Raw genomic sequence first — 26,784 nt, 5'->3', positions numbered from 1 at the left:
GTCCGGTTACGGGGTGTTTTCTTGGAGAAGAAGATCACACCCCGTCAACACTCTTCGGCGGCCGACTCGGCTTCCTGGCTTGCCCAGTTGTGGCCCGCGACCGGTACGATCCCGGGAAAGCCGCCGTCCCCTGATACCGCGCGGCATCATCCGCTACGAAGGTCATCCATGCCCCACAGCCAAACCTCTGCACCACGCGACAGCCAGGTCGGCGGCGTACGCCTCGCGCGCGGAGCATCGCCGTGGCTTCTCCCGACCGTCGCCACCGCAGCCGTCAGCCTCCTGCGCGCACGCCGCTCCGGCGCCGCCAAGGCCGTCGCCGTGCCCGCCACCGCTCTCGCGGCGGGCATGCTGTGGTTCTTCCGCGACCCCGAGCGCGAGATCGCCCAGGGCCGGGTCATCTCGCCCGCCGACGGTGTGGTGCAGAGCATCATGCCGTGGAAGGACGGCCGCACCCGCGTCGCGATCTTCATGAGCCCGCTCAACGTCCACGTCAACCGTGCGCCGCTCTCCGGCACGGTCACCTCCGTGGAGCACATCCCGGGCGGGTTCGTTCCGGCGTTCAACAAGGAGAGCGAGAACAACGAGCGTGTCGTCTGGCACTTCGACACCGAGCTCGGCGACATCGAGATGATCCAGATCGCCGGCGCGGTGGCCCGTCGTATCGTGCCCTACATCCCGCAGGGCACGAAGGTCGAGCAGGGCGACCGGATCGGTCTGATCCGCTTCGGCTCGCGTGTCGACATCTACCTGCCCGAGGGCGTGGAGGTCGCGGTCGAGGTGGGACAGAAGACCGTGGCTGGGGTGACTCGCATTGACCGTGATTGATCCTGAGACTCAGCCGGGCTGGGTTCCCGATGCCGACGAGGTCGACGAAGAGGAGGAGATGCCTCTTTCTCTCCGCCTGTCGATAGCGGACACCCTCACCCTCGGCAACGCCACGTGCGGCTTCATGGCGGTGTACTTCACCACCACCGGCATCCTGATCCCGCACCTCACCGGCAGCCAGGAGTCCGGCATGGCCCGCCACAGCGCGGCCACGGCGGTCATCCTGATGCTGTGCGCGGCGGTCTTCGACCTGTTCGACGGCCTGGTCGCGAGGAAGCTGCGCTCCTCCCCGATGGGCGCGGAGCTGGACAACCTCTCCGACCTGATCAGCTTCGGCCTCGCGCCGGCGTACTTCGTCCTGGTCTACGGCATGGTCGCCGACGACGCGCACCAGCGGGTGGCGGCGGTCGGGGCGATCGTGGTGCTCCTGGCCGTCGTACTGCGCCTGGCGAGATTCTCGTGCGTGACGGTCCCGAACGGCATGTTCCAGGGCATGCCCTCGCCGTTCGGGGCGCTCACAGTGGTCTCGATCGTGCTCCTCGAGCTGCCCTTCGTGGCGACGCTGCTGGCGATCCTGGGCACGGCCTGGCTGATGGTGAGCCGCGTCGAGTACCCCAAGCCGCGGGGCCGGCTCGCGGTGGCGATGCTGTCCTGGATCGTCGTGTCCATGGGCCTGCTCGCCGCCTGGGCCTTCGACGCCCCCAGCGGCCAGCTGCTGCTCCAGACCGGCTGTGCGCTGCAGCTGGTGATGGGCGCGGTGATCCCGCTGTTCGCCACGGCCCGCCGGGTGAACAACTTCCGCGACAACCGACGCGAGGCACGGGCGGCACAGCTGCCCTGACCTTCGCTCCGTTGCTGACAGGTGTGGCCCGAGCCTTCCCGGCTCGGGCCACACCTGTTTCGGGTTCAAGGGCGTCCGGGGTTTGCCCTTGAGGGGTCAACTACCTCTTGTGGGTGCCCAGTTGCTGGGGGTGGGGAAGGGGAGGACGGTGGAGGAGGGGAGATTTCACAGCAGTTGCCCCCTTTCCCCCGGGAGATGAGCATGTCTTCATACGAACTCAGGGAGCACAAGGTCAAGCACCTCTCGAAGATCCCGAACTTCGAGAACGAGGTGGAGCTGCCTGTACGGGAGTACGACGGCACCCCCAACGGGCACGACCGCAAGCCGGTGCTGATGCTGCACGGCCGCAGCGTGCCGGCGCTTGCGGGCTTCGACCTCGCGCCGGTGCCCGGCGGCAACCCCAACCGGTACAGCTGGGCACAGGAACTGGCGCAAGCCGGTTTCGACGTCTTCATCATGGAAATCCGGGGCTCCGGACGGTCGCCCCGCCCGGGAGTGATGGACAATCCGTACAACACCAACCCGGTCCAGCAGCAACCGGTCCTCGTAGACCACACCATCCCGGCGCCCGGCCCGCCCTCGTACACGTCCGAGCTGGGCAACTCGGAGAGTGAATGGGCAGAGCTGGCGGCGGTGGTGGCGTTCATCAAGACCCAGGTCGGCTCGGAGAAGCGCATCCACTTCGTCAGCTGGTCCGCAGCCTCGTTCGTCATGGGCCCCTACACCCTCAAGCACCCCGACGATGTCGAGAGCCTGTTCCTGCTCGCCCCGATGTTCCCGCCGCGCGGACGGTGGTCGGGAACGCTGAATGACTCCTTCGGGCGCCCGCCGGAGGCCGCGACACTGCCTGTGGGCAAACCGCCCGAACAGTTCGGTTTTCCGATGAATGTCACCAGCAAGGGCGGATTCAAGAGGTCGTTGACCGGCACTCCCGCCCTGTGGGAGCCCGGCATCGACGAGCTTGCCTGGGCGGCCTGCATGGAGGACGACCCCGTCGGCAGCAAGTGGGGCCGCAAGGTGAATGGCGAGCCCGAGGGCGTCCTGCGCTACCGGAACACCTACTGGTGGGGCTGGAACAGCAAGACGGCGCCGCTCAAGGACTCGCAGGGCAAGCACATACTCGGCGACCGGGTACCCGTACTCATCCTCTACGGGGAACTGGACCGGACGGCCAACAGCCCGATGCCGATGCAGGACAACCTGTACTTCTCCGTTCCGGACCTATATGCGGCCATCGAGGGATCCCGGAAGCTGATGTTCTGCTTCGAGGGATCGAGCCACTCCCTGGTCTGGGAGACCACCGCCGAGGCCATCCACCACTACTCGAAGCTGTGGTTCAAGCACGGCAAGGTGGAGGGCCTCGACAGCGGCAAGTACTTCAGGGAGCTGGACGGCAGTCTGATTCCCCTGCCGTAGCGGATCAGCCCAGGAAGTCCCGAGCGACCCGCTCCGCCACCCGCTCCAGAATGGGCCCGGCATCCGCCATGCACTTCGCGACGTCGGGCTCGACCTCCGTGAGCGGGTACGCCCGGCGGATCCCGGCCCGGCCCAGGGCCTCCGGTTGCAGCGCGAGGCGGCCGCACACCGCGACGACCTCCTTGTGGGCGGCGCGGGCGGCGGCGGCGACGCCTGCCGGGGCCTTGCCGTGGAGGGTCTGCTCGTCCAGGGAGCCCTCGCCGGTGATGACCAGGTCGGCCCGCTCCAGGGCGGGCGCGAAGCCCAGGACGTCGAGCATGACCTCGATGCCGGGGCGGAAGCGGGCGCCGAGGAGGAGGGCGCCGTAGCCGATGCCGCCGGCGGCGCCGGCGCCGGGTGCGGCGGCGTGCTCGGCGGCCTCGGTACCGACCGTCTCCTCCAGGATCTTCGCGTAGTGCGCGAGGGCCGTGTCCAGTGTCTCCACGTCGTCCGGCGAGGCGCCCTTCTGCGGGCCGTACACCGCCGGCGCGCCCTTCGGGCCGGTCAGCGGGTTGTCGACGTCGCTCGCCAGGACCAGTTCGACGGAGGCCAGGCGCGGGTCCAGGTCCGAGAGGTCAGCCGTGGCCAGGTCGCCCAGGCCTCCGCCGCCCGGTCCCACCGGCTCGCCCTCCGCGTCCAGGAAGCGCGCGCCCAGCGCGGCCAGCATTCCGGCACCGCCGTCCGTCGTCGCGCTGCCGCCCACGCCGAACACGATCGTGCGGGCGCCCGCGTCGAGGGCGGCGCGCAGCAGCTCGCCGGAACCGTACGTGGAGGCCGTGAGCGGCGCGAAGACACCCGCGGGCAGCCGCTGCAGGCCGCTCGCCTCCGCCATCTCCACGACCGCCGTGTCGCCGCGCAGCGCGAACGCCGCCGTCACCTCGTGCCCGAGGGGCCCGGCGACCCGTACCACCCGCCGCTCGAAACCGGCCGCGACCGCCGCGTCCACGGTCCCGTCGCCGCCGTCGGCCACGGGCATGGCCTCGACCTCGAGACCCGGCACGACCCGGCGCAGACCGGCCGTCACCCGCTCGGCGACCTGAACGGCCGTGAGCGAGCCCTTGAACTTGTCCGCGGCGATGAGCACCCGTCGGGCACCGTTCACTGCAGCGTCCGCCACCTTGTCTTCCCCTTGCTCTCCGGGCCCCGGACATGCCGGGGCCAGTCGCGCCGCTGCGACCTTAACCGGAGGACGCCCCTGCCGTCATGCGCTGACCGGACCCTGAGAACGCCGTACGTGCGCCCTACGAACGTCCTGCGCGCCCCCTGTGCAGACGGCAGAACCCCGCGCGAACGCCCCCGGAATTGGGTAAACCGGTCCTATGACCCCTGTGGGCACTGAGCCAGAGCTCGCCGACCGCATCCTCGGGGGCTGGCTGGGCCGGATCGCGGGCAACATGCTCGGCAAACCGGTCGAGCAGGGCGACCTGTGGACGCGTGACCGTATCGACCGCTATCTGCGGCAGGCCGCCGCCCTGCCCCTCACCGACTATCTCCCCGAGCCGATCAGCGAGGACGACGGCTTCGAGCTGCGCCCGGAGTGGCGGAGTTGCGTCCGCGGCCGGATCCACGGCAGCTGCCGCGACGACGACGTCGACTACGCGATCCTCGGCCTCGACCTGCTGGAGACGCACGGCTTCGGCTTCAGCACCGAGCAGGTCGGGGATCTGTGGCTGCTGCGGCTGCCGTACCTGCAGACCTTCACGGCGGAGCGGGCCGCGTACCGCAACCTCGCGAACGGTCTGAAACCGCCGCTCACGGCGACGTACGACAACCCGTACCAGGAGTGGATCGGCGCCCTCATCCGCGCCGACATCTACGGCTGGACCTGCCCGGGCGCCCCGCGCCGCGCCGCCTCCCTCGCCCGCCGGGACGCGGTGCTGTCGCACACCGGCAACGGCGTGTACGGCGCCATGTGGGCGGCGGCCCTGATCGCGGCGGCGTTCACGGCGCCGACGGTCCGCAAGGCGGTCGACCGGGCACTCGACGTCATTCCGGGAAGCAGCCGCCTCGCCCGCACCGTACGCCGGGTGGTCTCGCTGCACGACACCCGGATGAGCTGGGAAGACACGCTCACCACGGTCGCCGAGGAGACCGCCGGGCTCGGCTGGATCCACACCATCCCGAACGCCGCCGTGCTCACCGCCGGGCTCCTGTACGGCGACGGCGACTTCACCCGCACCATCACGCTCACCGTCCGCGGCGGCCTGGACACCGACTCCAACGGGGCTACCGCCGGTTCGGTCGCGGGGGTGCTGACGGGGGCGGCGGCGATCCCGGACCAGTGGACCGAGCCGCTGGAGGACACGGTGCGCAGCGCGGTGTTCGGGTTCGACGGGGTGCGGATCAGCGAGCTGGCGGAGCGGACGGTGCGGCTGGCGGAGACGGAGTCGCAGGCAGAGGCGGAGGTCCGGGCGACGGTGCGCCGGGGGGACGCCTCCCTGCGCGGGGCGTGAGGCCGGGGCGCGGCTGTGCGGGCTGGTTACCCTTCCCCAATGACCACCACGCAAGACTTCGCCACGTACATCGCGGGTCTCCCCCGTGTCCTCGCCGGTGCCGCCGCCCTCTTCCGGGACGAGGAGGGACGGGTGTTGCTCGTTGAGCCCAACTACCGTGAGGGCTGGGCGCTTCCGGGCGGCACGGTCGAGTCCGACGACGGCGAGACCCCGCGGCAGGGCGCGCGCCGTGAGACTGCCGAGGAGATCGGTCTGGACCGGGAGCTCGGCCGGCTGCTCGCGGTGGACTGGGTGCACGGGACGGGGCGGCCGCCGCTGGTGGCGTATCTGTACGACGGCGGGGTCCTCGGCGAGGACGACCTCAAGGCGATCCGGTTGCAGGAGGAGGAGCTGCTGTCCTGGCGGGTCGTGGCCCCGCAGGACGTCCCGGAGTACCTGCCGGGGTCCCTCGGCCGCCGTGTGTTGGCCGCGCTGGAGGTGCTGGCGGACGGCGGGGGGACGGTGGAGCTGGAGAACGGGCACCGGGTGGGGTGACCGGGCGCGGGCAGAGGCCGACCAGGCGCGGGCCTGGCTTGACCGGGCTCGGGCTCAGCCCTCGACGTCCCGCGGCTTCACGTCGGCCACGCGCAGTGCCTCGTCGCGTTCGGCGACCCGGGCCTCGGTGCGGTGACCGCGCTCGATGTAGTCGCGGACGACGAGCTCGACGGCGTCCTGAGGATTGCCCACCCCCGCGAGAACCATGACTTCCACGACGAGTTCGGCATCGAGCGACACGCTGACCTTGGCCATGCGGGGACGCTAGCACTCCACCGGCCGTTCGAATATCCGCTCGCCGCCCCCGCGGCGCCCGTCCTACCCTCGGCAGCATGACCAAGCCCCTCGTCGCCCTCCTCAGCGGCGCCGGTATCTCGACCGACTCCGGAATCCCCGACTACCGCGGGCCGAACGGGCTGTGGCGGCGGGATCCGGAGGCCGAGAAGCTCGTGACGTACGAGTACTACATGGGCGATCCGGAGATCCGGCGGCGCTCGTGGCAGATGCGGCGGAAGAACCGCACGCTGAAGGCCGAGCCGAACGCGGCGCACCTCGCCGTCGCCGAGCTGGAGCGCTCCGGTGTGCCCGTGCGGGTGATCACGCAGAACGTGGACGGGCTGCACCAGCTCGCCGGGATGCCCGCCCGCAAGGTGCTCGAGCTGCACGGCAGCGCGCGGAGTGTCGTCTGCACGAACTGTCACGCGCGCGGGCCGATGGAGGACGCCCTCGCGCGCGTGGCGGCCGGTGAGGAGGATCCGCCCTGCCTGGAGTGCGGCGGGATCCTGAAGTCGGCGACGGTGATGTTCGGCGAGCGGCTCGATCCGGTGGTCCTCGGTGAGGCGGTCGCGATCACCAAGGCGTGCCAGGTGTTCATCGCCGTGGGCAGCAGCCTGCAGGTGCAGCCCGCCGCCGGGCTCGCGGGTGTCGCCGCCGACCACGGCGCCCGGCTGATCATCGTCAACGCCGAGCCGACCCCGTACGACGACCGCGCCGACGAGGTGATCCGGGAACCGATCGGCACCGCGCTGCCGAAGCTGCTGCGCGGGCTCGGGGAGGAGAAAAGTCCGCTGCGCGGGCTCGGTGAGTAGATCAGAATCCGAGGCATGACTTCTGCGATTCGCCATACGACGATCGACTCCGCCGACGCCTATCGGCTCGCCGGCTTCTGGTCCCAGGTGCTGGGCCTGCCCGTGCACCCGGACGACAAGCCGGGAGACGAGGACGTGCTGATCGAGGGCGCGGGTCTGCTGTTCGTCACCGTCCCGGAGCCCAAGACCGTCAAGAACCGGGTGCACCTGGATCTCCAGCCGCAGGACCGCACCCGGGACGAGGAGGTCGAGCGGCTCCTCGCCCTGGGCGCCACCCTGGTCGCCGACCGCCGCGCCCCGGACGGCAGGGGCTGGGCGGTCCTCGCCGATCCGGAGGGCAACGAGTTCTGCGTGGAGCGCGGTGCGGCCGAGCGGGCAGCCGGCTGACGCGAACCTCTCTAGAACAGCGCCGTTTCGCTCTAGAACAGCGCCGTTCCGCTCTCGAAGTCCAGCAGGCGCTGCTTGCGGTCCAGGCCGCCGCCGTATCCGGTGAGGCTGCCGTTCGCGCCGACGACGCGGTGGCAGGGGACGATGATGCCGATGGGGTTCTTGCCGTTGGCGAGGCCCACGGCTCGGGAGGCGGTGGGGTTGCCGAGGGCGTCGGCGAGTTCGCCGTAGGAGCGGGTCTCGCCGTACGGGATCTTCCGGAGCTGGTCCCAGACGCTGCGCTGGAACGGCGTTCCACGCAGGCGCAGTTCGAGGGTGAACTCCTTCAACTCCCCGGCGAAATACGCCTCCAGTTGGTCCTCCGCCTCCGCGAAGGGGGACTCGTCACGCGTGCCGAAGGTCTCCTCGGGCGGGCGGTGGCGCTGGTCGGTCATGTAGAGGCCGCACAGGACGCCGTCCTCGGCGACGAGAGTGAGGGGGCCGTACGGGCTGTCGATGACGGTGTGCTGTCTCACTGGCTTTCCTTATACGGGGAGGAAGTTGATCGGGTGGCTGTCCGTCGCCCACAGGTACTGGACGGCGTACGCCCGCCAGGGGCGCCAGGCCGTCGCCCGGGCCGTGAGGGCCGCGGGTGTGGAGGGCAGGCCCAGCTCCTGGGCGGCGCGGCGGATTCCGAGGTCGGTGGGGAGGAAGGCGTCGGGGTCGCCGAGGGCGCGCATCGCGATGACGTCGACCGTCCAGGGGCCGAAGCCGGGGAGGGCGAGGAGCCGGGCACGGGTCTGCGGCCAGTCGCTGTCCGGACCCAGACGCACCTCGCCGTCGGCGAGTTGGCGGACCAGCGTGGTGAAGGTCGTCCGGCGGGTTCGGGGCATCGCCAGTGACTCCGGGTCGACCGAGGCCAGCGCTTCGGGGGCCGGGAAGAGGTGGGTGAGGCCGCCCTCGGGGTCGTCGATCTGTTCGCCGTGGGCGGTGACCAGGCGGGCGGCGTGGGTGCGGGCGGCCGCCGTGGAGACCTGCTGGCCGAGCACGGCCCGTACGGCGAACTCGGCCTCGTCGACCGTGCGCGGAACCCGGCGGCCGGGCGCCTTGTCGACGAGCGGCGCCAGCAGCGGATCCGTGCGCAACTGGTCGTCGATCGCGACCGGATCGGCGTCCAGGTCGAGCATCCGGCGGCACCGGCTGATCGCGACGGTCAGATCGCGCAGGTCGCTGAGGGTGAGGCGGCAGGCGATGTGGTCGGGCTGCGGGGTCAGGGCCACGATGCCGTGGCCGTACGGCAGCCGGAGCGTGCGCCGGTAGGCGCCGTCCCGCCACTCCTCGACGCCGGGGACGGCGGTCGCCGCGAGGTGGCCGAAGAGGTTGTCGGGGTTGAGGGGGGCGCGGAACGGCAGGCGCAGGGTCAGGGCGCCGACGGTGCCTCCCGGAGTCCCCGGAGTCCCCGGGTTGCTGCGGGGCGCGCGGGCGCGCAGGTCGGTAGGAGAGAGGGCGAAGACCTCGCGCACGGTGTCGTTGAAGGTGCGGATGGAGGCGAAACCGGCCGCGAAGGCGATGTCCGCCATCGGCAGGGGCGTCGTCTCGATGAGGAGGCGGGCCGCCTGGGCACGCTGTGCGCGGGCCAGGGCGAGCGGGCCCGCGCCCAGTTCGGCGAGGAGTTGGCGTTCGATCTGCCGGGTGCTGTAGCCGAGCCGGGCGGCGAGGCCGGGCACGCCCTCGCGGTCCACGACGCCGTCGGCGATCAGCCGCATCGCGCGGGCCACGAGGTCGGCACGCTGGTTCCACTCCGGGGAACCGGGGCTGGTGTCCGGGCGGCAGCGCTTGCAGGCCCGGAAGCCGGCCTGCTGGCAGGCGGCCGCGCTCGGATAGAACCGCATGTTCTGCGGCTTGGGAGCGACCACCGGACAGCTGGGCCGGCAGTAGATCCCGGTCGTGACGACCGCGGTGAAGAACCAGCCGTCGAAGCGGGCGTCCTTGGACTGGACGGCGCGCACGCAGCGCTCGGTGTCGGTGTGCATCCCCTTCTGCATGCGTCCAGCATCGACCACCCGCAGGAGGAGGGCTGGCGAGAATCCGACATCAACCTCGGCTGTCCTGGGATCCGGCGGATCACCGGGAGGGCGCCGAGGTCGCCGAGGTCGCCAGGGAGGGCTGATACATGAAGAGCAATTCATGCGTTCATGTACGATGGGTAAGATACCGCCCATGGGTCATGGAGCCGTCACCGCCGCGCAGGACACCACCGAGCGCGTACGCCTGGACGCGGCCAACGTCGCCAAGGTGGCCACCACCCTTCAGGCCCTCTCCACTCCGTCCCGCCTGCTGATCCTGGCACGCCTGCGCGAGGGGCCGCTGCCGGCCACCGAGTTGGCGGCGGAGGTGGGCATGGAGCAGTCCGCCTGCTCGCACCAGCTGCGGCTGCTGCGCAATCTCGGCCTGGTCGTGGGTGAGCGGCGCGGCCGGTCGGTCGTGTACGCGCTGCACGACCACCATGTCGCCGAGCTGCTCGACCAGGCCGTGTACCACGTCGAGCATCTGCGACTGGGGATCAGTGACGCGGCCGAGTGAGGCGCTCGCTCATCCGTACCGGCCCGGTTGTCAGGACGTGGTCGGGGCGGGAGTCGGGCCCACACGCCCCAACTGCTGGATGGTTCCGCCGAGTCGGGGTCGGAGCCGCTCCAGCAGCTCGGGTTTCGCGCTGACCACCCAGCGGGTGCCGACGAGGTACTTGCCGCCGTACACGGCGGCCGCGTCCAGCCAGGTCAGCTTGTATTTCTCCTGGGGGAACGTGGTGATGAGGTAGTCGCCCTTCTCCGAGTGGCAGACACCCTCGCGCAGTTCGTCCGCCTCGGTCCGGATCCTGACCTTGCAGCCCGCCAGGTCGGCGATGACCTCGACCTTCGCCGGTGCCACGACGCCGGCCACGGTGGCGGAGACGTTCGTCGGGGTGTCCTTGGCGGCGGCCTCCTCGCCCTCGCCTCCGCCGCAGGCGGTGGCGAGGAGGAGGGCCACCAGACTGCCGGCCGCCGCGATACGGCCGAGGTTTCCTCGCTGTGACTGCACGCAGATGCTTCCTCGCTGTGACTGCACGCAGAGTGGTACGGATCAGCTCCGGGAGCCGTTCATCTCGTCCGCCGCGTCCGCTCGACCGGCAGCCAGCGAGCCGCGTAGGCCCGCAGCCCCGACAGCTCGGCACCGCGCGTGACGTAACCGAGGTGCCCGTCGGGGCGTACGAGTCCCTGGGCGACGCCCGGCCAGGGGCCTCGGTCGTCGAGGCGGTGCACGGTGATCAGGTCGGTCCGTCCGTCCAGGACGGGGGCGAGCCGCTGGTCCGGCCAGAGGTGGGGCGGGCCGGTCAGCAGCAGGTGCCAGCCGGGGGCGGCGATCCGCTCCTGGAGCCCGCGCGGCCGGTCGGGCAGCCGGTCTCCGGCCCGTGGGCCGCGCCGGGGCGGTCGGGTGCCCGTCGCCGAGGCAGGGCTGCGGCGGTAGTGGATGCCGAGTTCCGAGACGGTGCGGAAGACCCACCCGCGGGGTGCCGTGACACGTACCGCCAATGGGGCCAGACGCGGGACGAGTTGGGCGCGGGCGAACCGGAGTACGGGGTGAGGACTGGTGCCGACGACGAACGCGCGGTCGGTGAACCGCCGTACATGCCGGCCGACCGGGGCGCGTTCGATGCCGTACGTCTCCAGCAGGTCCTCCGGTGCGGCGCCCCGGCACACGAGGGCCAGCTTCCAGCCCAGGTTGAGGGCGTCCTGAATGCCGGTGTTCATGCCCTGTGCCCCGGCCGGACTGTGGAGGTGGGCCGCGTCGCCCGCCAGGAAGAGGGGCCCGGACCGGTATCGGGCGGCACCGCGGTTGTGGAGCCGGAAGTCGGTCATCCAGACGGGATCCCGCAGGACCAGCCCCTTTGCGCCGTACCGATCGGCGATCTCTTGCAGCAGCGGCACCGTCACCTCGTCGTCGGGGGCGCCGGACGGCCGCATGGCGAGCATCCGCCAGGGCGCCGGCGAGCCCAGCGGGAAGAAGAACAGCATTCCGGTCCCGGTCATGTACGAGTGCACGGCGCCCGGTTCCAGCCCCTCCACCTCCAAGTCGGCGAGCAGGTACGTCTGCGGGTAGGCGTACCCCTCGAAGCCGATGCCCGCCCGGTCGCGCACGGTGCTGTGGGCGCCGTCGCAACCGACGACGTAGCGCGCCGTCACCGCTTCCTCCGCGCCGTCCCGGCTCCGTAGCCGGCAGACGACGTGCGGTCCCTGCCGCTCCAGCCCGACCAGCTCCGTGCCGCGTTCGACCGACACGTCCCGCGCGCTCAGGTGCTCGCCGAGGACGCTCTCCGTCTCTGACTGCGCGAGGAACAGCAGGAAGGGGTACGGGGTGTCGGGCAGCCCGATGTCGAAGAGCGGTACCGACACGGTGCGCCGGGCCAGGTGCAGGCGCAGCCGCATCGCCGGGTTGCCGCGGGACACCAGCCGGTCGGTGACACCGAAGCCCGCCAGCGCCTCCAGGGTGCGGGGCTGGATGCCGAGTGCCCGGGACTCGCGTACGCGGTCGGGGGAGCGGTCGACGATGCGGAACTTGCTGCCGTAGGCGCGCAGTTGCGCGGCGAGGGCGAGCCCTGTGGGCCCCGCGCCCACCACCAGCACGTCCAGGGGTGCGGTCATGGGTCCACGGTAGAAGCTCACCGGGACGAGCCGTCGTTCTTCCCGGCCGGGACGGGACGGTCCTCCCGGTTCCGCGGAGACAGTCTCACCACACGGGCGGGACAAACAGTGGTATTCCGCGGCGGCGGAGTCTGACATGCTCGGTAGTGATCCCGGGTGAACGTTCCCCATGAACTCCGAATATGGTCCTCGGACCAGCAGGAGCCCCCGTGGATATGCGCTACGAGGCGTATTGCCTCATCGACCCGGATTTCTACGACACCCCCGCGCGTGCGAAGGGGCAGGGCGACGACTTCGAACTGGCCCTCCGCCCGGCTCCGGACGGGTGGGCGCGGTCGGATCTGGACAGCTGGGTGGTGTTCACGCCGGACGGCGTGGCCCTTCCCTCACAGGGCTGGAAGATCCACGTATCGGCGTGCCTCGACGACGCACGGGACACCCTGGCCGCCGTATGGGACTACTGCGTCCCCCGCCGGATCGCCTTCAAGTTTCTCCCCAGCGAGGACAACCTCCTCCTCGCCAATGCGAAGTACGCGCCCCGGGAAGCCAGTGGCAAGTTCGTGACGATCTATCCGGTGGACGAGGCCCAGCTCGCGACGGTCCTCCACGAGCTGGGCTCCGTTCTGGCGGGCCGGCCGGGCCCGTACGTCCTCAGTGATCTGCGCTGGGGATCGGGTCCGCTGTACGTCAGGTACGGAGGGTTCGCCATCCGGACCTGTGTGTCCCCGGACGGGGAGCTGGTGCCGGCGATCGAGGATCCGTCCGGCCGGCTCGTGCCCGATGTGCGCGGACCCGCGTTCCGGGTGCCCGACTGGGTGACGCTGCCCTCTTTCCTCGAACCCCACCTCACCGCACGGAACAGCACGACCGTCGCCAATCTGCCGTACCGCATCGACGGCGCCCTGCACTTCTCCAACGGAGGTGGGCTCTACACCGGCCAGGACGTGCGGACGGGACAGCGGGTCATCCTCAAGGAGGCCCGGCCGTACGCGGGGCTCACGCTGGACGGCGCGGACGCCGTGACCAGGCAACGCCGCGAGCGGGAAGCCCTCGAACGACTGCGCGGCCTCGACTGCGTGCCCGCGCTCCTCGACCACTTCGTCCTGGGGGAGCATCACTTCCTGGTCGAGGAGTTCGTGGAAGGGCCGACGCTCAACAGCCTCTTCGTCGAGCGGTGTCCCCTCGTCCTTCCGGAAAGCGAGGACATGGACACCGAGGGCTACACCTCGTGGGTCCTCGACATGCTGGAAAAGGTCGAGCGCGCCGTCGACGCCGTGCACGGGAGGGGCATGATCGTCGGCGATCTCCATGCCGACAACATGCTGGTCCGCCCCGACGGCCGGGTGGTGCTGATCGACTTCGAGGGCGCGGCGGACGTCAGCGACCGGCGGGATCAGCGCCTCGCGGCCCCCGGGTTCGTGGTTCCGAGCGGCCGGACCGGTGTCGAGATCGACCGCTACGCACTGGCCTGCCTGCGCTTCTTCCTGTTCCTGCCGCTCACCGGCCTGTTCCCGCTCGACTCCGGAAAGGCACGTCGGTTCGCCGACGAGATCGCCCGGACCTTCCCGGTTCCCCCCGGATACTTCGACGAGGCGATGCGAGTGATCGACGGCGAGGGTTCTGGCTCTTCGGCGGGCTCCGGCATGCACGGGTGGTTGATACCGGACCGGCAGGGCTGGATACGCACGCGCGAGTCCATGACCGCGGGCATCCTGGCGGCCGCCACCCCGGACCGTGACGACCGGCTCTTCCCGGGGGATCCCGAGCAGTTCGCCACGCCGGGCGGAGGCCTGGGCGTCGCGCACGGCGCGGCGGGCGTGCTGTACGCGCTGGACGCGGTCGGCGCCGGCCGCCACCCGGACCACGAGGAGTGGCTCGTCCGGCATGCCCTGCGCCCCGAGCACGGGATGCGCCTCGGCTTCTACGACGGCCTGCACGGCATCGCCTACGTGCTCGACCACCTCGGCCACCGCGACGTGGCGATGAAGGTCCTCGACATGGCTCTGGGCGAGCAGTGGCAGCAACTGGGGCCCGACCTGTACGGCGGCCTGGCCGGCATCGGCCTGAACCTTCAGCACTTCGCCGCGGCCACCGGTGACCCCGCGCTTCGGGAGGCGGCCTTCTCGGTGGCGGGCATCGTCGCCGACCGGCTGGGACCGGCCGACGGGACGGTGGACGACGACGCGTTCCCGTACGCCGGGCTGCTGCGCGGCGCGACCGGGCCCGCCCTGATGTTCCTCCGGCTGTACGAGTACACCGGCGACCCGGAGTTCCTCGACCTGGCCGACCGGGCGCTCCGTCAGGACCTGAACCGCTGTGTCGTCCGCGAGGGCGGTGCCATGGAAGTCGACGAGGGCTGGCGGACCCTGCCGTACCTGGGCGTCGGCAGCGCGGGGATCGGCCTCGTGCTCGACGACTACGTCACCCATCGCAAGGACGCCTCGCTCCACGCCGCCGCGGCCGCGGCGATCCGCAAGGCGACCACGGCCCGGTTCTTCATCCAGCCGGGGCTCTTCCAGGGGATGGCCGGGATGATCCTCTCCCTCAGCCGGCCGCATCCCCCGGGCACGGCCGCACAGCGCGACCCTGTGGTCGCCGAGCACATACGCCGTCTGTCACTGCACGCGCTCACCTACCAGGGCCACCTGGCGTTCCCCGGCGATCAGCTGATGCGGCTCTCCGCCGACCTGGCCACCGGCAGCGCGGGCATCCTGCTCGCCGTGGGCTCCGCGCTGCACGACAACCCCGTGCGACTGCCGTTCCTCGCTCCCAGCGACCGACGGAACGCGCCGCACGGCCACATGCCCCCTGTCCCCACGAGGTCAGGGAGGAGGTGAACACCCATGACAGTCCTGGAACTGCAGACTCTGGATCCCACTGTCGCCACTGGCGGTGGCAAGCCTCCGAAGAGGCACAGCAACTTCAGCATCACGCTGTGTGCCGGAGGAGCGAGCAACCTCAGCCTGCTGCTCTGCAGCGGCAAGTAGCGGTTCCACGCGGGGACGCCTCGTGCGTCCCCGCCACGCCGTTCCCTTACCACCCGCACGACTCCGTCCCTCACGGATCCATCACCATCCAGCGACGAATCCGTCCCGCACGACCGGGACGACCGGAGGAGCCATGAGCCTTGGCGCGGCGGATCGCCTGCTGCTGGCGTCGGCCCGGCGCGGCGGTATCTGGGTGGGCGTCACCGTGGTCACCTCGTTGCTGCTCACCGGCGCCTCCCTAGCGCTGCCGGCCGTCATGGGCCGCACCCTCGACGCCGTCCTCAGCGGGGCCGACGCGGCGCGATGGCTCACCTTCACCGGGTTGCTGATCTTCGTCCTCGTGGCCGTCGACGCCGTGGACGATCTCGTCGGGCAGATCGCCGAGGCCCGGTCGACGGCCTGGCTGCGGCACACCCTGCTGGGGCATGTGCTGGCGCTGGGCACCCGGGCCACCCGCAGGTTCACGCCGGGCGACCTGGTCAGCCGCCTGGTCGGCAACACCGCCCGGACCGGGAACAGCGCGTCGGGCCTGGTGTGGGTCGTCATGGGCCTCGTCCCTCCGCTCGGCGCGATCGTGGCCCTGGCGCTCATCGACCACTGGCTGTGCCTCACCTTCCTGGCCGGGATGCCGCTCGTGGTTCTCCTGGTACGGGCCTTCCTGCGCGACATCTCCGACGCCAACGAGGGCTACTTCCGCGTGCAGGGCACCATCGCCGCACGACTCGTCGACGCCCTGGGTGGCATCCGGACCATCACCGCCGCCCGGACCGTCGACCGCGAGGCACGCCGTGTCCTCGCGCCTCTTCCCGAGCTGCGCCGACACGGGCTGAGCGCGTGGGACGCGATCGCGCGGATCTCGGCGCGCGGCGATCTGGTCGTCCCCCTGCTCGTGGTCGGCGTTCTGGCTGTGGCCGGACTGGGGCTCGCACAGGGCCGGATCACACCCGGGGACATGCTCGCGGCGAGCGAGTACGTCGTCATGGCGGCCGGCATCGGCGGCGTGCTGTCGTCGCTGAACCAGCTGGCCCAGGCCCGTACGACAGCCGGGCGGATCACCGAGGTGCTCGCCGAACCGCCCGTGGCGTACGGCCACGAGCGCCTTGCCGAGGGCCCCGGAAGGCTGGAGTTCCGGCACGTGACCGTTCAGGGGACGGACGGCCCCGTCCTCCGGGACCTCGGCCTGATCGTCCCGGGCGGCGCCCTCGTCGCCGTCGTGGGCCGTTCGGGGGCCGGCAAGTCGCTGCTCGCGGCGCTGGCGGGGCGCCTCGTCGACCCGGACGAGGGGGAGGTGCTGCTCGACGGCGTGCCGCTGCGCCTCCTCGACCGGGAGCAGCTCAGGCGGGCGGTGGCGTACGGCTTCGAGCGCCCGGTGCTGCTCGGTGAGACCTTCACCGACGCCATCGGGTTCGGGCCGCGGACGCCGTCCGCCGAGGAGCTGCTGGCGCAGGCCAGGGCCGCCCGGGCCGACGCGTTCATCCGCCACATGCCGGCCGGCTACGCGAGCCGCGTCGCCGACACCCCGATCTCCGGCGGCGAGGCGCAACGGGTCGGGCTGGCCCGGGCCTTCGTCCAGGCCGAACGGGTCCTCGTGCTCGATGACGTGGCCGCCAGCCTGGACACGGTGACCGAGCACCACATCAGCCAGGTGCTGACCGGTGCACTCGCCGACCGGACACGGATCGTCGTGACGCACCGGGCCTCCACGGCGGCACGGGCGGACCTCGTGGTCTGGCTGGCCGACGGCGGAGTCCGCGGCCGGGGAACGCATCGCGCGCTGTGGGCGGATCCCGAGTACCGAGCCGCGTTCCAGCCGTCCTCCCTCGCCGCGGCTGAGACGGTGGGGGGCACACGGTGAAGTCGCGGTCCGTCCAGATCCTGCGCTCCTCGCTCAGCCGCCGGCGCCGGGAGTACGGCCGACTCGTGGCCTGGTCACTGGTGCAGGCCGCGCCCGCCGTCCTCTCCGGGTGGATCGTGGCCCGCGCCGTCGACCACGGCTTCCTGGCCGACCGGCCCGCCACCGGCTTCCTGTGGCTGGCCGCGCTGGCGGGCGCCTTCGTCGTCGGCGCGTGGGGGACCCGGCACGCCACGCTGGGGCTGGCCTCGCTCATCGAGCCCTTCCGGGACGAGCTGGTCACCCTCGTGACCACGGGCACGCTGCACCGTTCCGCGCGGCTGGGCGAGCCCGCCGACACAGCCGGGGTGGCCCGGCTCACCGAGCATGTGGAGCGGGCCCGGGACGCCTACGGCGCGATCGTGCTGTTCGTCCAGGGCTTCCTGGTCACCGTCGTGGGCGTGTCGGTGGGTCTGGCCGGCCTCGATCCCGTGCTGCTCGCCCTCGTGCTGCCTCCGCTCCTCCTCGGCCTCGTCATTTTCGCCGCGGCGCTCCGGGCGATGGCCGCACGGCAGCGGGAGGTCATCCTGGCGGACGAGCACATCGCCGAGAGCACGAGCGGCCTGACCGGCGGACTGCGGGACGTGGTGGCCTGCGGTGCCGAGGACCGTATGCGGGCCGGGACGGGTGCGCAGGTCGACGCCGCGGCCCGGGCGACCGTGTCGCTGGCGCGGCTCACCGCCGTACGGACCGCCGCCCTGGGCGTCAGCGGCTGGGTCCCCCTCCTGCTGATCCTGCTCTCGGCACCCTGGCTGGTGCGCAGCGGCGTGACGGCCGGGGCGATCCTCGGGGCGGTGACCTATGTGTCGCAGGCCCTCCAACCTGCTCTGCAGGGCTTCGTCCAGGGACTCGGAAGCAGCGGGCTGTGGCTGCTGGTCACCGTCGGCCGGATGGCCGAGATCGCGCCGGAGCAGGACGGAGCCGAGGCGGCCGAACCCGGGACCGCCAGGCCCGAGGCCACGGAGCCCAAGGCCGCCGACCCCAACGCTGCCGATCCCAAGGTCGCGGAGCTCAAGGCCGCCGCTCCCGAGGCTGCCGACCAAAAGGCTGCCGCTCACAAGGTCGCGGAGCCCAAGGCCGCCGGCTCCAAGGCTGCCGACCAAAAAGCTGCCGCTCTCAAGGCCGCCGAGCCCAAAGCCGCCGAGCCCAAGGCCAGCGAGCTCAAGGCCACGGACGCCGGTACCGGTTCCGTGACGGGGCACGTGCGGCTACCCCTCGGTGGCGCCCGCGTGGAAGTGCGCGGTCTCACCTTCGGTTACGCCCAGTCCGCTGAGCCGGTGATCAGCGACCTGGATCTCGTCCTGCGCCCGGGCGAGCACCTCGCCGTGGTGGGGCCGAGCGGCGCCGGAAAGTCGACGCTCGCCGCGCTGATCGCGGGGGTGCTGGAACCGCAGGCGGGTCACGTGCGCCTCGACGGCGTGCCGGTCATCGCCCTGGGTGCCGGCGACGTCCTGGCCCGGCATCGCGTGCTCATCCCGCAGGAGGCGTACGTCTTCGCCGGCACGCTGGAGGAGAACCTGACCTACCTGGCCTCCGGCGCCGGCCCGGCGGAGGTGGAGGCGGCGGTGCGAGCGGTCGGCGCGATGCCGCTCGTGGAGCGCCTGGGCGGCTACGACGCACAGCTCGACCCGCGGGACCTCTCGGCAGGGGAGCGCCAGCTCGTCGCCCTCGCCCGCGCCCTGCTCCCGGCACCTCGACTGGCCCTGCTGGACGAGGCCACCTGCCATCTCGACCCCGTCGCCGAGGCGGTCGCCGAGGAGGCCTTCGCGCGCCGCCCGGGCACGCTGATCGTCGTGGCCCACCGCATCAGTTCGGCGCTGCGGGCCGACCGGATCCTGGTCATGGATGGTACGCGGGTCTGCCTCGGCACCCACGAGGAGCTGATCGCCCGCTCGGCCCTCTACCGTGACCTGGTCGGCCACTGGGGCGCGGCGAACGCGTTCCCGGCGCCGGTCGGGTCGATGACCCGTACGGGACGGGTACGGGGCGCGGTCCGCGTCCTGCTGCGGCTTGCCGCCCAGTGCCGAACGGTCCGAGCGGTCACACCCAGCCCGACTCCTTGGCGATCCTGATGGCGTCGATCCGATTGCGTCCGCCCGTCTTCCTGGTGATCGCCGACAGATGGTTGCGGACGGTGGCCACGGACAGGGACAGCCGCTCGGCGATCTCCCGTACGGGCGTGCCGTCGGCGGCCAGGCGCAGGATTTCCACGTCCCTCGGGGTCAGCGGGTTCTCGCCCGCGTCGAGCGCGACCAGTGCGAACTCCGGGTCGATGAACCGCTGCCCCCGGACCAGCTTGCGGACGCCGTGGACCAGGCGGTCCGCCGGGGCGTTCGTGCTGATCACACCGGCAGCGTGCAGGTCGAGGATGCGGCGCAGCCGCTCGGGTGTCGTCGAGGCCATCAGCAGCAGCATCCGGCAGTCCGGCAGCCGCGCCCTCAGGTCGCGCCGCGCGGCGACTTCCTCGCCCTCCCTGGAGTCGACGTCGATCACGACCACGTCGGGACGGCACCTCAGTGCCCGCGCGAGGGCCTCCCCGTCGCCTTCGGCTTCGGCGACGACCTCGATGTCCTCTTCGCGAGACAGGAGAGCGGCGACGGCTCCCCTCATGAGGCGGGCTTTCTCGACGAGAAGAACGCGGATCACTGTCGCTCCCACTGGGCGCTACGCGGCCTGCCCTGGCACCTGACTCTGCGTGCCGCAGTCTTCGAACGCCTTCGGAGCCAATTATCCGGCCGCTCTGCGATCAGCGCACATGCGAGCCGGACTTCACGCATGCCCGCCATCCGGTGGCGGATGCCCTCGGGCCGTAACGGGAGGCGTTCCGTGGCGTACCGCGGCACCAACGTGTGCTGGATCATGATGCCGCGTTCACCAGCTCCGGGAACTCGGTTCCGCGAGGCAGTACGACGTCGGCGCCGAGGTCCTTCACCAGCCGCTCGTCCTTCGCCGCCGCGTCGGCGATCACCCGGAACCCGTCCGCCTTCGCCAGCTGCACGGCACAGCCGACGACGACCCGGCACTGCGCCGGCACCAGGACTGCGTGCGCGACGGTGGCGTGACCCCTCGGTTACCGGAGTTGGGCGGCGAACGCCTCGTACGCCCGGTCGTCGAAGAGGACGAACCGGACCTCCTCGACCTCCGTGTCCGTGGCCCGCACCGTCTGCACCGCGATCCGGGCGGCGTCCTCCATCGGCCAGCCGTAGATACCGGCGGAGACGGCGGGAAACGCGACCGTACGAGCACCGAGCTCATCCGCCACCCGCAGCGACTCCCGGTAACAGGAGGCCAGCAACTCCGACCGGTCCTCCCCGTGGCTGAAACGCGGCCCCACCGTGTGGATCACCCACCGCGCGTCCAGCTCCCCCGCCGTCGTCGCCACCGCCTGTCCCGTCGGCAGGCCCTTCCCGTAGTGGGAGGCGCGCAGCTTGCGGCACTCGTCGAGGATGGCGGGGCCGCCGCGGCGGTGGATCGCGCCGTCGACTCCTCCCCCGCCAAGGAGGGAGGAGTTCGCGGCGTTGACGATCGCGTCGACGGTCTCTCGCGTGATGTCGCCCTGAACGAGCCTGATGGTGGTCATGACTGCCTCTATATCAGCTGCGTCAGCGATATCGGCTACGTCGGCGCAGCCCGGCCCCCGCGCAGGTTCACCGCCAGGCGACCGGCAGCGAGCGCACCCCGTGGACCGTGCTCGCGGAGAGGGCCAGCGACTCCGGCAGGGCCGTCATGCGCAGGGCCGGGAGCCTGCGGAACAGGGTGGACAGGCCCAGGCGGAGCTCGGCGCGGGCCAGCGACTGGCCGAGGCACTGATGGAGGCCGTGACCGAAGGCGAGGTGGCCGGCCGCGTCACGGCGCACGTCGAGGGCGTCGGGGTCGGGGTAGACGGACGGGTCGCGGTTCGCCGCCTGCAACGCCACCACCACGCCGTCCCCCGCGCGCATGCGGACCCCGGACAGCTCGACGTCCTCCGTGGCGACCCGTCGTATCCCGGAGTGGATGACGGTCAGATGGCGCAGGAGTTCCTCCACCGCCCCCGGCCACAGGGAGTCGTCGGCGCGCGGTGCGTCCAGGTGGGCCGGGTTCTGCAGCAGGGCGATCACGGCCAGCGGGAACATGTTGGCCGTCGTCTCGTGGCCCGCCAGGAGAAGCAGGGAGACCATGCCGGTGGCCTCGTCGAGGGTGGCCTCGCCGGTCGCCACGCGCTCCGTGGCCAGCCGGGAGATCTGGTCGTCGGCGGGGTCATGGGTGCGCCGCTCGATCAGGGCGCGCAGATAGCCGTAGAGCGCGATGCGCGCGGACATCGCCTCGGCGGGATCGCCGGCCACGCTGGTGAGGGCGTTGGACTTCTCGCGGAAGAAGCCGTGGTCCTCTACGGGACGCCCAGCAGTTCGCAGATGGCCAGGGTGGGCAGCGGCAGGGCGTACGACGCGACCAGGTCCGCCTCCGTCCCGCCGCCGTCCGTCATCGCGTCCAGCAGGTCGTCGCAGATCCGCTGGATGGCGCCCTCCAACTGCTCGATGCGCCGGAAGGTGAAGTCGGGGATCAGCATGCGGCGCCGGCCCAGCAGCCGCTGTCGAGGACCATGCCGACGGTGAGCTCGTTGAGGTGGTCGAGGACCACGAGTTCGGGGGCGATGCCCGACTCCCGTACGACGTCCAGCGTTCGCCGCGTGCCGGCCGCCTTGTCGCGGTGCGGGGTGTGCACCAGGGCGGGCAGCTCGTGCTCGATGGCGAGCTGGAGCTGGCGGGCGAGCGCCTCGTCCTCCTCCGGGGTCATCGAGTCGTAGCCGATCTCGCCGACCGCTACGACCCGGTCCTTGGCCAGGTAGCGGTCCAGTTCGTCGAGGACCGGGACACAGCGCGGGTCGTTCGCCTCCTTCGGGTTGAGCGCGATGGTGCAGAAGTGCTGGATGCCGAACTGGGCGGCGCGGTACGGCTCCCAGCCCAGCAGCCCGTCGAAGTAGTCGTAGAAGCTCTCCGGCGACGTGCGGGGCTGGCCCAGTCAGAAGGCGGGCTCGACGACGGCGCGCACCCCGGCGGCGTACATCGCCTCGTAATCGTCGGTCGTGCGGGAGGTCATGTGGATGTGGGGGTCGAAGATGCGCACGGTCAGCCCCGTCAGCCACCAACGACCGGTCAACGTAGGTCGTTTGAGCGGACTCACCGCTCCTGCCGCAGCCGCCGCCACACCGCCTTGGCCGCGTTGTGCCCCGACATACCGTGCACGCCCGGTCCGGGCGGGGTCGCCGACGAGCAGATGAAGACCGCCGGGTGCGGGGTGCGGTAGGGGAAGAGCGACAGCTTGGGGCGCAGCAGGAGTTGGAGTCCGGAGGCCGCGCCGGAGGCGATGTCCCCGCCGACGTAGTTGGCGTTGCGGGCGGCGAGTTCGGCCGGGCCCGCCGTGGCGCGGGCGAGGACACGGTCGCGGAACCCCGGGGCGAAGCGCTCCAGTTGGCGCTCGATGGCGTCCGTGAGGTCTCCGGTCCAGCCGTTCGGCACATGGCCGTACGCCCAGAAGACCTGCTTGCCCTCGGGGGCCCGGGTGGGGTCGACGACGCTGGGCTGCACCGTGATCATGAACGGCTTGTCGGGCGCCCGGCCCTCGCGGGACGCGGAGCGCAGTGCCGTGCCGATCTCCGCGCTGTCCGCCCCGATCTGCACGGTGCCGGCCCGCCGGGCCTCCGCAGCGGTCCACGGCACCGGGCCGTCCAGCGCGTAGTCGATCTTGAAGGCGGCGGGGCCGTAACGGTAGCCCTCGTAGTACCGGCCGAAGCCGGCGATGCGGGCCAGGGCGGTGGGCGAGGTGTCGAAGACGTACGCGCGCGCGGGCGGCAGGTCGTCGAGCCGCTTGACCTCGTAGTCGGTGTGGACGGTGCCGCCGAGGTCCTCCAGATACGCGGTGAGGGCGTCGGAGATCGACTGGGAGCCGCCACGGGCCACGGGCCAGCCGCGGGCGTGGGCGGAGAGCGCGAAGACCAGGCCGATGGCGCCGGTGGCGAAGCCGCCGAGCGGGGCCATGACGTGCGCGACGAGGCCGGAGAACAGGGTCCTGGCCCGCTCGTCACGGAAGAGACGCATCAGCCATGTCGACGGGGGCAGCCCGACGAGGCCGAAGCGGGCGAGGGTGACCGGGTCGCGCGGGAGCGCGGTGAGGGGCAGGGACATGAAGTCACGGGCCAGCGTGTCCCACTTCGTCAGGAACGGCTCGACCAGTCTGCGGTACGTCCCCGCGTCGCGCGGCCCGAAGGAGGCGGCGGTCTCGGCGACCGAGCGGGACAGCACGGCCGCGGTGCCGTCGGTGAAGGGGTGGGCCATCGGCAGGTCGGCGTGCAGCCACTGCAGGCCGTAGTGGTCGAGGGGCATCGCACGGAACGCGGGCGAGTTGATGCCGAGGGGGTGCGCGGCGGAGCACGGGTCGTGCCGGAAGCCCGGCAGGGTGAGCTCCTCCGTGCGGGCGCCGCCGCCGACGGTGTCACGCGCCTCGAACACGGCCACGGAGAAGCCGCGGCGGGCCAGCTCCACGGCAGCGGTCAGTCCGTTCGGCCCCGCACCCACCACGACCGCATCGAGCATTGACGGCACCTTCGGACTCCTTCGTCAGCCGATGGCCACTGAAGGATCAGGATATGCCGGGCCACTGACAGTGCACGGGGCGGTGACCCACCCAGGAGCGCGGGGCCCTGTCGATATGCGGCTCCGCCGCGTGACGGGCGGGGCCGAGCTCTAGGCAGTCACCCCGGACAACAATCCCGCCACCCGGCGAGCCGTGCCCCCGTCCCGCGCCGTCGTGAACGGCAAGGCGTTGCCGCCCGTGATGCGGAACGGCTCCCCCGTGCGGGTCAGGTGGGCACCGCCCGCCTCCTCGACCAGGAGGACGCCCGCCGCGTGGTCCCAGGCCGCCTCCCAGCTGAACGCTGTCGCGTCCAACTCGCCCCGCGCGACGGCGAGATACTCCAGCCCGGCCGAACCGCACGCACGCGGCGCGACACCGTCGGTCCACAGCCCCAGCAGCGCCCGCTTCTGCTCGTCGGTCGTGTAGTCCGGGTGGGACGTGGCGATTTCGAGGTCCCGGCCGGGCTCGGGGGACCCGGAGTGCAGCCGCTCGCCGTCGAGGAAGGCGCCCTGGCCCCGTATCGCCGTGGCCAGTTGGTCGCGGGCGGGGGCGTAGGTCCAGGAGGCGAGCAGGACGCCGCGCTGGGCGAGGGCGACCAGCGTGCAGAAGCCGTCGTCTCCGTGCACGAACTGGCGGGTGCCGTCGACGGGGTCGATGATCCAGACGGGGGCGTCGCCCCGTATCGCGTCGTACGTCACCGGGTTGGCGTGCACCGCCTCCTCGCCGACCACGACCGAGCCGGGCAGGAGCTTGCCGAGTGCCTCGGTGAGGTACTGCTCGGCGAGCCGGTCGGCGTCGGTCACCAGGTCGTGCGGCCCGCTCTTCTGGTCGATCTCGTGCGCGGCGAGCTGCCGGAAGCGCGGCATGATCTCGGCCGCGGCCGCCTTGCGGACCGCTTCCTCCACGTCGGCCGAGTGCTGTACGAGAAACTCTTCGATGGTTTCGATGTATCCGATCACCCCTCCATGAGAGCACGCCGCACTGACAATCCCCGCCCGCCCGATGGCCGCGGGGTGGCATCGGCATGAACACGAGGGGTGCGCATCGGTGGCGTATCAGCAGGTCAGAGGCGCGTCCGGCGCGTCCCCACGGTCCCCACCATCCTCACGGAGCCGTCCACCGCGCCCGCCACCCCTCACTGCCCTCACCGCTCTCAGCGCCCGACCGCGTACCCCTGCATCCCCCGCGGGTTCGCCGCCGCCGACAGGACACCGGTCTCCGGATCCCTCGCGACCGCGCACAGCCGCCCCTCCGACCAGGCGTCACCGACCGTCACCTCATGACCACGCCGCCGCAGCTCCTCGACCACGTCGGCGTCCGTCCGGGACTCCACGGTGACACTTCCCGGCCGCATCCCGCGCGGATAGAAGGAGCCGGGGAAGCTGTCGTTGTGCCAGTTCGGGGCGTCGATCGCGCCCTGGAGGTCGAGGCCGCCGCGGACCCGAGCCCGCAGCGCCACGGCCAGGAAGAAGTGCAGCTGCCACTGGTCCTGCTGGTCCCCGCCGGGCGTGCCGAAGGCCATGACGGGCACGCCGTCGCGCAGGGCGATGGAGGGCGTGAGGGTGGTGCGGGGGCGGCGGCCCGGCGTCAGCGAGTTCGGCAGGCCCTCCTCCAGCCAGGTCATCTGCAGCCGGGTGCCGAGCGGGAAGCCCAGTTCGGGTACGACGGGGTTGGACTGCAGCCAGCCGCCGCTGGGGGTGGCCGCGATCATGTTGCCCCAGCGGTCGACGACGTCGAGATGGCAGGTGTCGCCGCGGGTGCCCCCGTCGGCGGCGACGCCGGGCTCGCCCGGCACCGGGGAGGCCGGCCGCTTGGCCACCGTCGGCTCGCCGACCCCCAGCACGTCGAAGCCGGGTTCGTCGGAGGCCACCACGCGCGCGTGCGTGCACAACCGCGGTTCGCGTCCGCCCGGGCTGCCGGGCCGCAGCTCGTGGGAGGCCTTCTCGCCGATCAGCTCGCGCCGGGCGGCGTTGTACTCCGCCGACAGCAGCTCGGCGAGCGGCACCTCGGAAGCGTCGCCGTACCAGGCCTCCCGGTCGGCCATGGCCAGCTTGCAGCCCTCGATCAGCAGGTGGACGTATTCGGCGGACCCGTACCGGGGCAGCTCGGGCGGGAGCAGCGCGAGCTGCTGGAGGAGGACCGGGCCCTGGCTCCAGGGGCCGGGCTTGCAGACGGACCAGCCGTTCCAGTCGTACGTCGCCGGAGCCTCGTAGGTCGCGGACCAGCCGGCGAGGTCGGCGGCCGTGAGCGTGCCGGAGTGCCGCTCACCGCTGGTGTCCATCGTGGGCCGCTGCGCCTGCCGTACGAGCGCCTCGGCGATGAACCCGGTGCGCCACACCTCCCGCGCCGCCTCGATCTGCGCGACCCGGTCCCCGGCTCCGGCGACCGCGGCGAGGAGCCGCTTCCAGGTGGCGGCGAGGGCTGGGTTGCGGAACAGTTCCCCGGGGCGCGGCGCCTTTCCGCCCGGCAGGTACACCTCGGCCGACGACGTCCACTCCGTCTCGAAGAGCTCGCGCACGGTCTCGACGGTCTCGCCGACGCGTTCCACGGGCGCGTGCCCGTGTTCGGCGTACCCGATGGCGTACTTGAGTACGTCGGCAGGGGTTCTGGTGCCGTAGTCGCGCAGGAGCAGCATCCAGGCGTCGAAGGCGCCGGGGACGGCGGCGGCGAGCGGCCCGGTCCCGGGTACGAGGTCCAGGCCGAGTCCCCGGTAGTGCGCGACCGTCGCCCCGGCGGGTGCGACGCCCTGTCCGCACAGCACCCGAACCTCGCCGCCCGCGGGCGCGAGCAGGATCGGCACCTCGCCGGCGGGGCCATTGAGGTGCGGCTCGACGACATGCAGCACGAAGGCACCCGCCGCGGCCGCGTCGTAGGCGTTGCCGCCGTCCTCCAGTACGGCCATCGCCGACTGGGAGGCCAGCCAGTGGGTGGAGGACACCATGCCGAAGGTGCCCTGGAGGGTGGGCCGGGTGGTGAACACGGGCGGACTCCTCACTGCGGGGTGACCGATCTTGTGATCGTACGCAGCGGCGGATCCGCGTGCCGGGGTG

General features: G+C 71.9%; 26 protein-coding genes and 1 pseudogene. 12 read left to right on the top strand and 15 right to left on the bottom strand.

The window, feature by feature from the left end:
• Nucleotides 1-168 precede the first annotated feature (168 nt).
• The 3 genes from ACQEV2_RS34615 to ACQEV2_RS34605 all read left to right on the top strand — a co-directional run bounded on the left by ACQEV2_RS34615 (nt 169) and on the right by ACQEV2_RS34605 (nt 3,085).
• On the top strand, nt 169-828 hold the full coding sequence (locus ACQEV2_RS34615) for a phosphatidylserine decarboxylase (RefSeq protein WP_433050587.1): 660 nt from the start codon (nt 169-171) through the stop codon (nt 826-828).
• Nucleotides 829-886: 58 nt separating this feature from the next.
• Entirely contained in the window at nt 887-1,669 is a 783-nt protein-coding gene (gene pssA, locus ACQEV2_RS34610) for a CDP-diacylglycerol--serine O-phosphatidyltransferase (RefSeq protein WP_433050584.1), read from the top strand.
• A 201-nt stretch (nt 1,670-1,870) separates the two neighbouring features.
• Entirely contained in the window at nt 1,871-3,085 is a 1,215-nt protein-coding gene (locus ACQEV2_RS34605) for an alpha/beta hydrolase (protein WP_433050581.1), read from the top strand.
• 4 nt (nt 3,086-3,089) lie between these two features.
• Here ACQEV2_RS34605 and ACQEV2_RS34600 read toward each other — a convergent pair whose 3' ends face one another.
• Nucleotides 3,090-4,208, bottom strand: a complete 1,119-nt coding sequence (locus ACQEV2_RS34600; protein ID WP_433055004.1) for a glycerate kinase family protein — start codon at nt 4,206-4,208, stop codon at nt 3,090-3,092.
• 235 nt (nt 4,209-4,443) lie between these two features.
• Here ACQEV2_RS34600 and ACQEV2_RS34595 point away from each other — a divergent pair, with 235 nt between their 5' ends.
• Both ACQEV2_RS34595 and ACQEV2_RS34590 read left to right on the top strand, forming a co-directional pair.
• Complete coding sequence (locus ACQEV2_RS34595) at nt 4,444-5,577, top strand: ADP-ribosylglycohydrolase family protein (RefSeq protein ID WP_433050578.1); 1,134 nt, start codon at nt 4,444-4,446, stop codon at nt 5,575-5,577.
• A gap of 39 nt (nt 5,578-5,616) precedes the next feature.
• Nucleotides 5,617-6,111: an NUDIX domain-containing protein gene (locus ACQEV2_RS34590; protein WP_433050575.1), complete on the top strand. Its 495-nt coding sequence runs from the start codon at nt 5,617-5,619 to the stop codon at nt 6,109-6,111.
• A 54-nt stretch (nt 6,112-6,165) separates the two neighbouring features.
• Here the strand turns inward: ACQEV2_RS34590 and ACQEV2_RS34585 are convergent, their stop codons facing one another.
• Nucleotides 6,166-6,366, bottom strand: a complete 201-nt coding sequence (locus ACQEV2_RS34585) for a DUF2191 domain-containing protein (RefSeq protein WP_398822112.1) — start codon at nt 6,364-6,366, stop codon at nt 6,166-6,168.
• A 77-nt stretch (nt 6,367-6,443) separates the two neighbouring features.
• On the opposite strand from ACQEV2_RS34585, the gene ACQEV2_RS34580 reads away from it, so the two are divergent.
• Nucleotides 6,444-7,199 (top strand): SIR2 family NAD-dependent protein deacylase, encoded by a 756-nt coding sequence (locus ACQEV2_RS34580; RefSeq protein WP_433050572.1) that lies wholly within the window; start codon nt 6,444-6,446, stop codon nt 7,197-7,199.
• A 15-nt stretch (nt 7,200-7,214) separates the two neighbouring features.
• Entirely contained in the window at nt 7,215-7,586 is a 372-nt protein-coding gene (locus tag ACQEV2_RS34575) for a VOC family protein (protein ID WP_433050569.1), read from the top strand.
• 32 nt (nt 7,587-7,618) lie between these two features.
• Here ACQEV2_RS34575 and ACQEV2_RS34570 read toward each other — a convergent pair whose 3' ends face one another.
• Nucleotides 7,619-8,101: a methylated-DNA--[protein]-cysteine S-methyltransferase gene (locus ACQEV2_RS34570; RefSeq protein WP_433050566.1), complete on the bottom strand. Its 483-nt coding sequence runs from the start codon at nt 8,099-8,101 to the stop codon at nt 7,619-7,621.
• Between the two features lie 9 nt (nt 8,102-8,110).
• Nucleotides 8,111-9,610, bottom strand: a complete 1,500-nt coding sequence (locus tag ACQEV2_RS34565) for a DNA-3-methyladenine glycosylase 2 family protein (RefSeq protein WP_433050563.1) — start codon at nt 9,608-9,610, stop codon at nt 8,111-8,113.
• A 175-nt stretch (nt 9,611-9,785) separates the two neighbouring features.
• On the opposite strand from ACQEV2_RS34565, the gene ACQEV2_RS34560 reads away from it, so the two are divergent.
• The gene (locus tag ACQEV2_RS34560) at nt 9,786-10,148 is read left to right on the top strand and encodes an ArsR/SmtB family transcription factor (RefSeq protein ID WP_433050560.1); all 363 of its coding nucleotides are present in this window, start codon (nt 9,786-9,788) and stop codon (nt 10,146-10,148) included.
• A 30-nt stretch (nt 10,149-10,178) separates the two neighbouring features.
• On the opposite strand, the gene ACQEV2_RS34555 is transcribed toward ACQEV2_RS34560, so the two are convergent.
• Complete coding sequence (locus ACQEV2_RS34555) at nt 10,179-10,643, bottom strand: hypothetical protein (protein WP_433050557.1); 465 nt, start codon at nt 10,641-10,643, stop codon at nt 10,179-10,181.
• Between the two features lie 59 nt (nt 10,644-10,702).
• Nucleotides 10,703-12,244 carry an FAD-dependent monooxygenase gene (locus ACQEV2_RS34550; protein WP_433050554.1) on the bottom strand — a complete coding sequence of 514 codons (1,542 nt, stop codon included), beginning with the start codon at nt 12,242-12,244 and terminating at the stop codon, nt 10,703-10,705.
• 215 nt (nt 12,245-12,459) lie between these two features.
• Between ACQEV2_RS34550 and lanKC the strand changes: the two genes are divergently transcribed.
• The 4 genes from lanKC to ACQEV2_RS34530 all read left to right on the top strand — a co-directional run bounded on the left by lanKC (nt 12,460) and on the right by ACQEV2_RS34530 (nt 19,194).
• A complete protein-coding gene (lanKC, locus tag ACQEV2_RS34545; protein WP_433055001.1) occupies nt 12,460-15,081 on the top strand; it encodes a class III lanthionine synthetase LanKC in 2,622 nt (873 codons plus the stop codon).
• A 6-nt stretch (nt 15,082-15,087) separates the two neighbouring features.
• On the top strand, nt 15,088-15,231 hold the full coding sequence (locus tag ACQEV2_RS34540) for a SapB/AmfS family lanthipeptide (RefSeq protein WP_433050551.1): 144 nt from the start codon (nt 15,088-15,090) through the stop codon (nt 15,229-15,231).
• Nucleotides 15,232-15,364: 133 nt separating this feature from the next.
• A complete protein-coding gene (locus tag ACQEV2_RS34535) occupies nt 15,365-17,086 on the top strand; it encodes an ABC transporter ATP-binding protein (RefSeq protein ID WP_433050548.1) in 1,722 nt (573 codons plus the stop codon).
• On the top strand, nt 17,083-19,194 hold the full coding sequence (locus tag ACQEV2_RS34530) for an ATP-binding cassette domain-containing protein (RefSeq protein WP_433050545.1): 2,112 nt from the start codon (nt 17,083-17,085) through the stop codon (nt 19,192-19,194). The genes ACQEV2_RS34535 and ACQEV2_RS34530 overlap by 4 nt, the downstream gene beginning before the upstream one ends.
• Here the strand turns inward: ACQEV2_RS34530 and ACQEV2_RS34525 are convergent.
• The 9 genes and pseudogenes from ACQEV2_RS34525 to ACQEV2_RS34485 form a co-directional block, all read right to left on the bottom strand.
• Nucleotides 19,163-19,768, bottom strand: coding sequence for a response regulator transcription factor (locus ACQEV2_RS34525; RefSeq protein WP_433050542.1), 606 nt, complete (start codon nt 19,766-19,768; stop codon nt 19,163-19,165). The genes ACQEV2_RS34530 and ACQEV2_RS34525 overlap by 32 nt on opposite strands.
• A 211-nt stretch (nt 19,769-19,979) precedes the next feature.
• Nucleotides 19,980-20,156, bottom strand: a complete 177-nt coding sequence (locus tag ACQEV2_RS34520) for a hypothetical protein (protein ID WP_433050539.1) — start codon at nt 20,154-20,156, stop codon at nt 19,980-19,982.
• Nucleotides 20,157-20,192: 36 nt separating this feature from the next.
• The gene (locus tag ACQEV2_RS34515; RefSeq protein ID WP_433050536.1) at nt 20,193-20,702 is read right to left on the bottom strand and encodes an O-acetyl-ADP-ribose deacetylase; all 510 of its coding nucleotides are present in this window, start codon (nt 20,700-20,702) and stop codon (nt 20,193-20,195) included.
• 67 nt (nt 20,703-20,769) lie between these two features.
• Nucleotides 20,770-21,447: a cytochrome P450 gene (locus ACQEV2_RS34510; protein WP_433050533.1), complete on the bottom strand. Its 678-nt coding sequence runs from the start codon at nt 21,445-21,447 to the stop codon at nt 20,770-20,772.
• 44 nt (nt 21,448-21,491) lie between these two features.
• Nucleotides 21,492-21,671, bottom strand: coding sequence for a hypothetical protein (locus tag ACQEV2_RS34505; protein ID WP_433050530.1), 180 nt, complete (start codon nt 21,669-21,671; stop codon nt 21,492-21,494).
• A gap of 5 nt (nt 21,672-21,676) precedes the next feature.
• A pseudogene (locus ACQEV2_RS34500) lies at nt 21,677-22,228 on the bottom strand (TatD family hydrolase); the annotation flags it as partial.
• 53 nt (nt 22,229-22,281) lie between these two features.
• Nucleotides 22,282-23,694, bottom strand: coding sequence for a phytoene desaturase family protein (locus ACQEV2_RS34495; protein ID WP_433050527.1), 1,413 nt, complete (start codon nt 23,692-23,694; stop codon nt 22,282-22,284).
• Between the two features lie 150 nt (nt 23,695-23,844).
• Nucleotides 23,845-24,693, bottom strand: coding sequence for an inositol monophosphatase family protein (locus ACQEV2_RS34490; protein WP_433050524.1), 849 nt, complete (start codon nt 24,691-24,693; stop codon nt 23,845-23,847).
• Between the two features lie 194 nt (nt 24,694-24,887).
• Nucleotides 24,888-26,714: a gamma-glutamyltransferase family protein gene (locus ACQEV2_RS34485; RefSeq protein WP_433050521.1), complete on the bottom strand. Its 1,827-nt coding sequence runs from the start codon at nt 26,712-26,714 to the stop codon at nt 24,888-24,890.
• Between the last annotated feature and the right edge of the window lie 70 nt (nt 26,715-26,784).

Origin of the sequence: Streptomyces sp. CA-251387, assembly GCF_050936625.1 — a bacterium.
GTDB lineage: Bacteria > Actinomycetota > Actinomycetes > Streptomycetales > Streptomycetaceae > Streptomyces.
The sequence above is the reverse complement of the archived record's forward strand: the minus strand, read 5'-3'. Positions and strand labels throughout refer to the sequence as shown.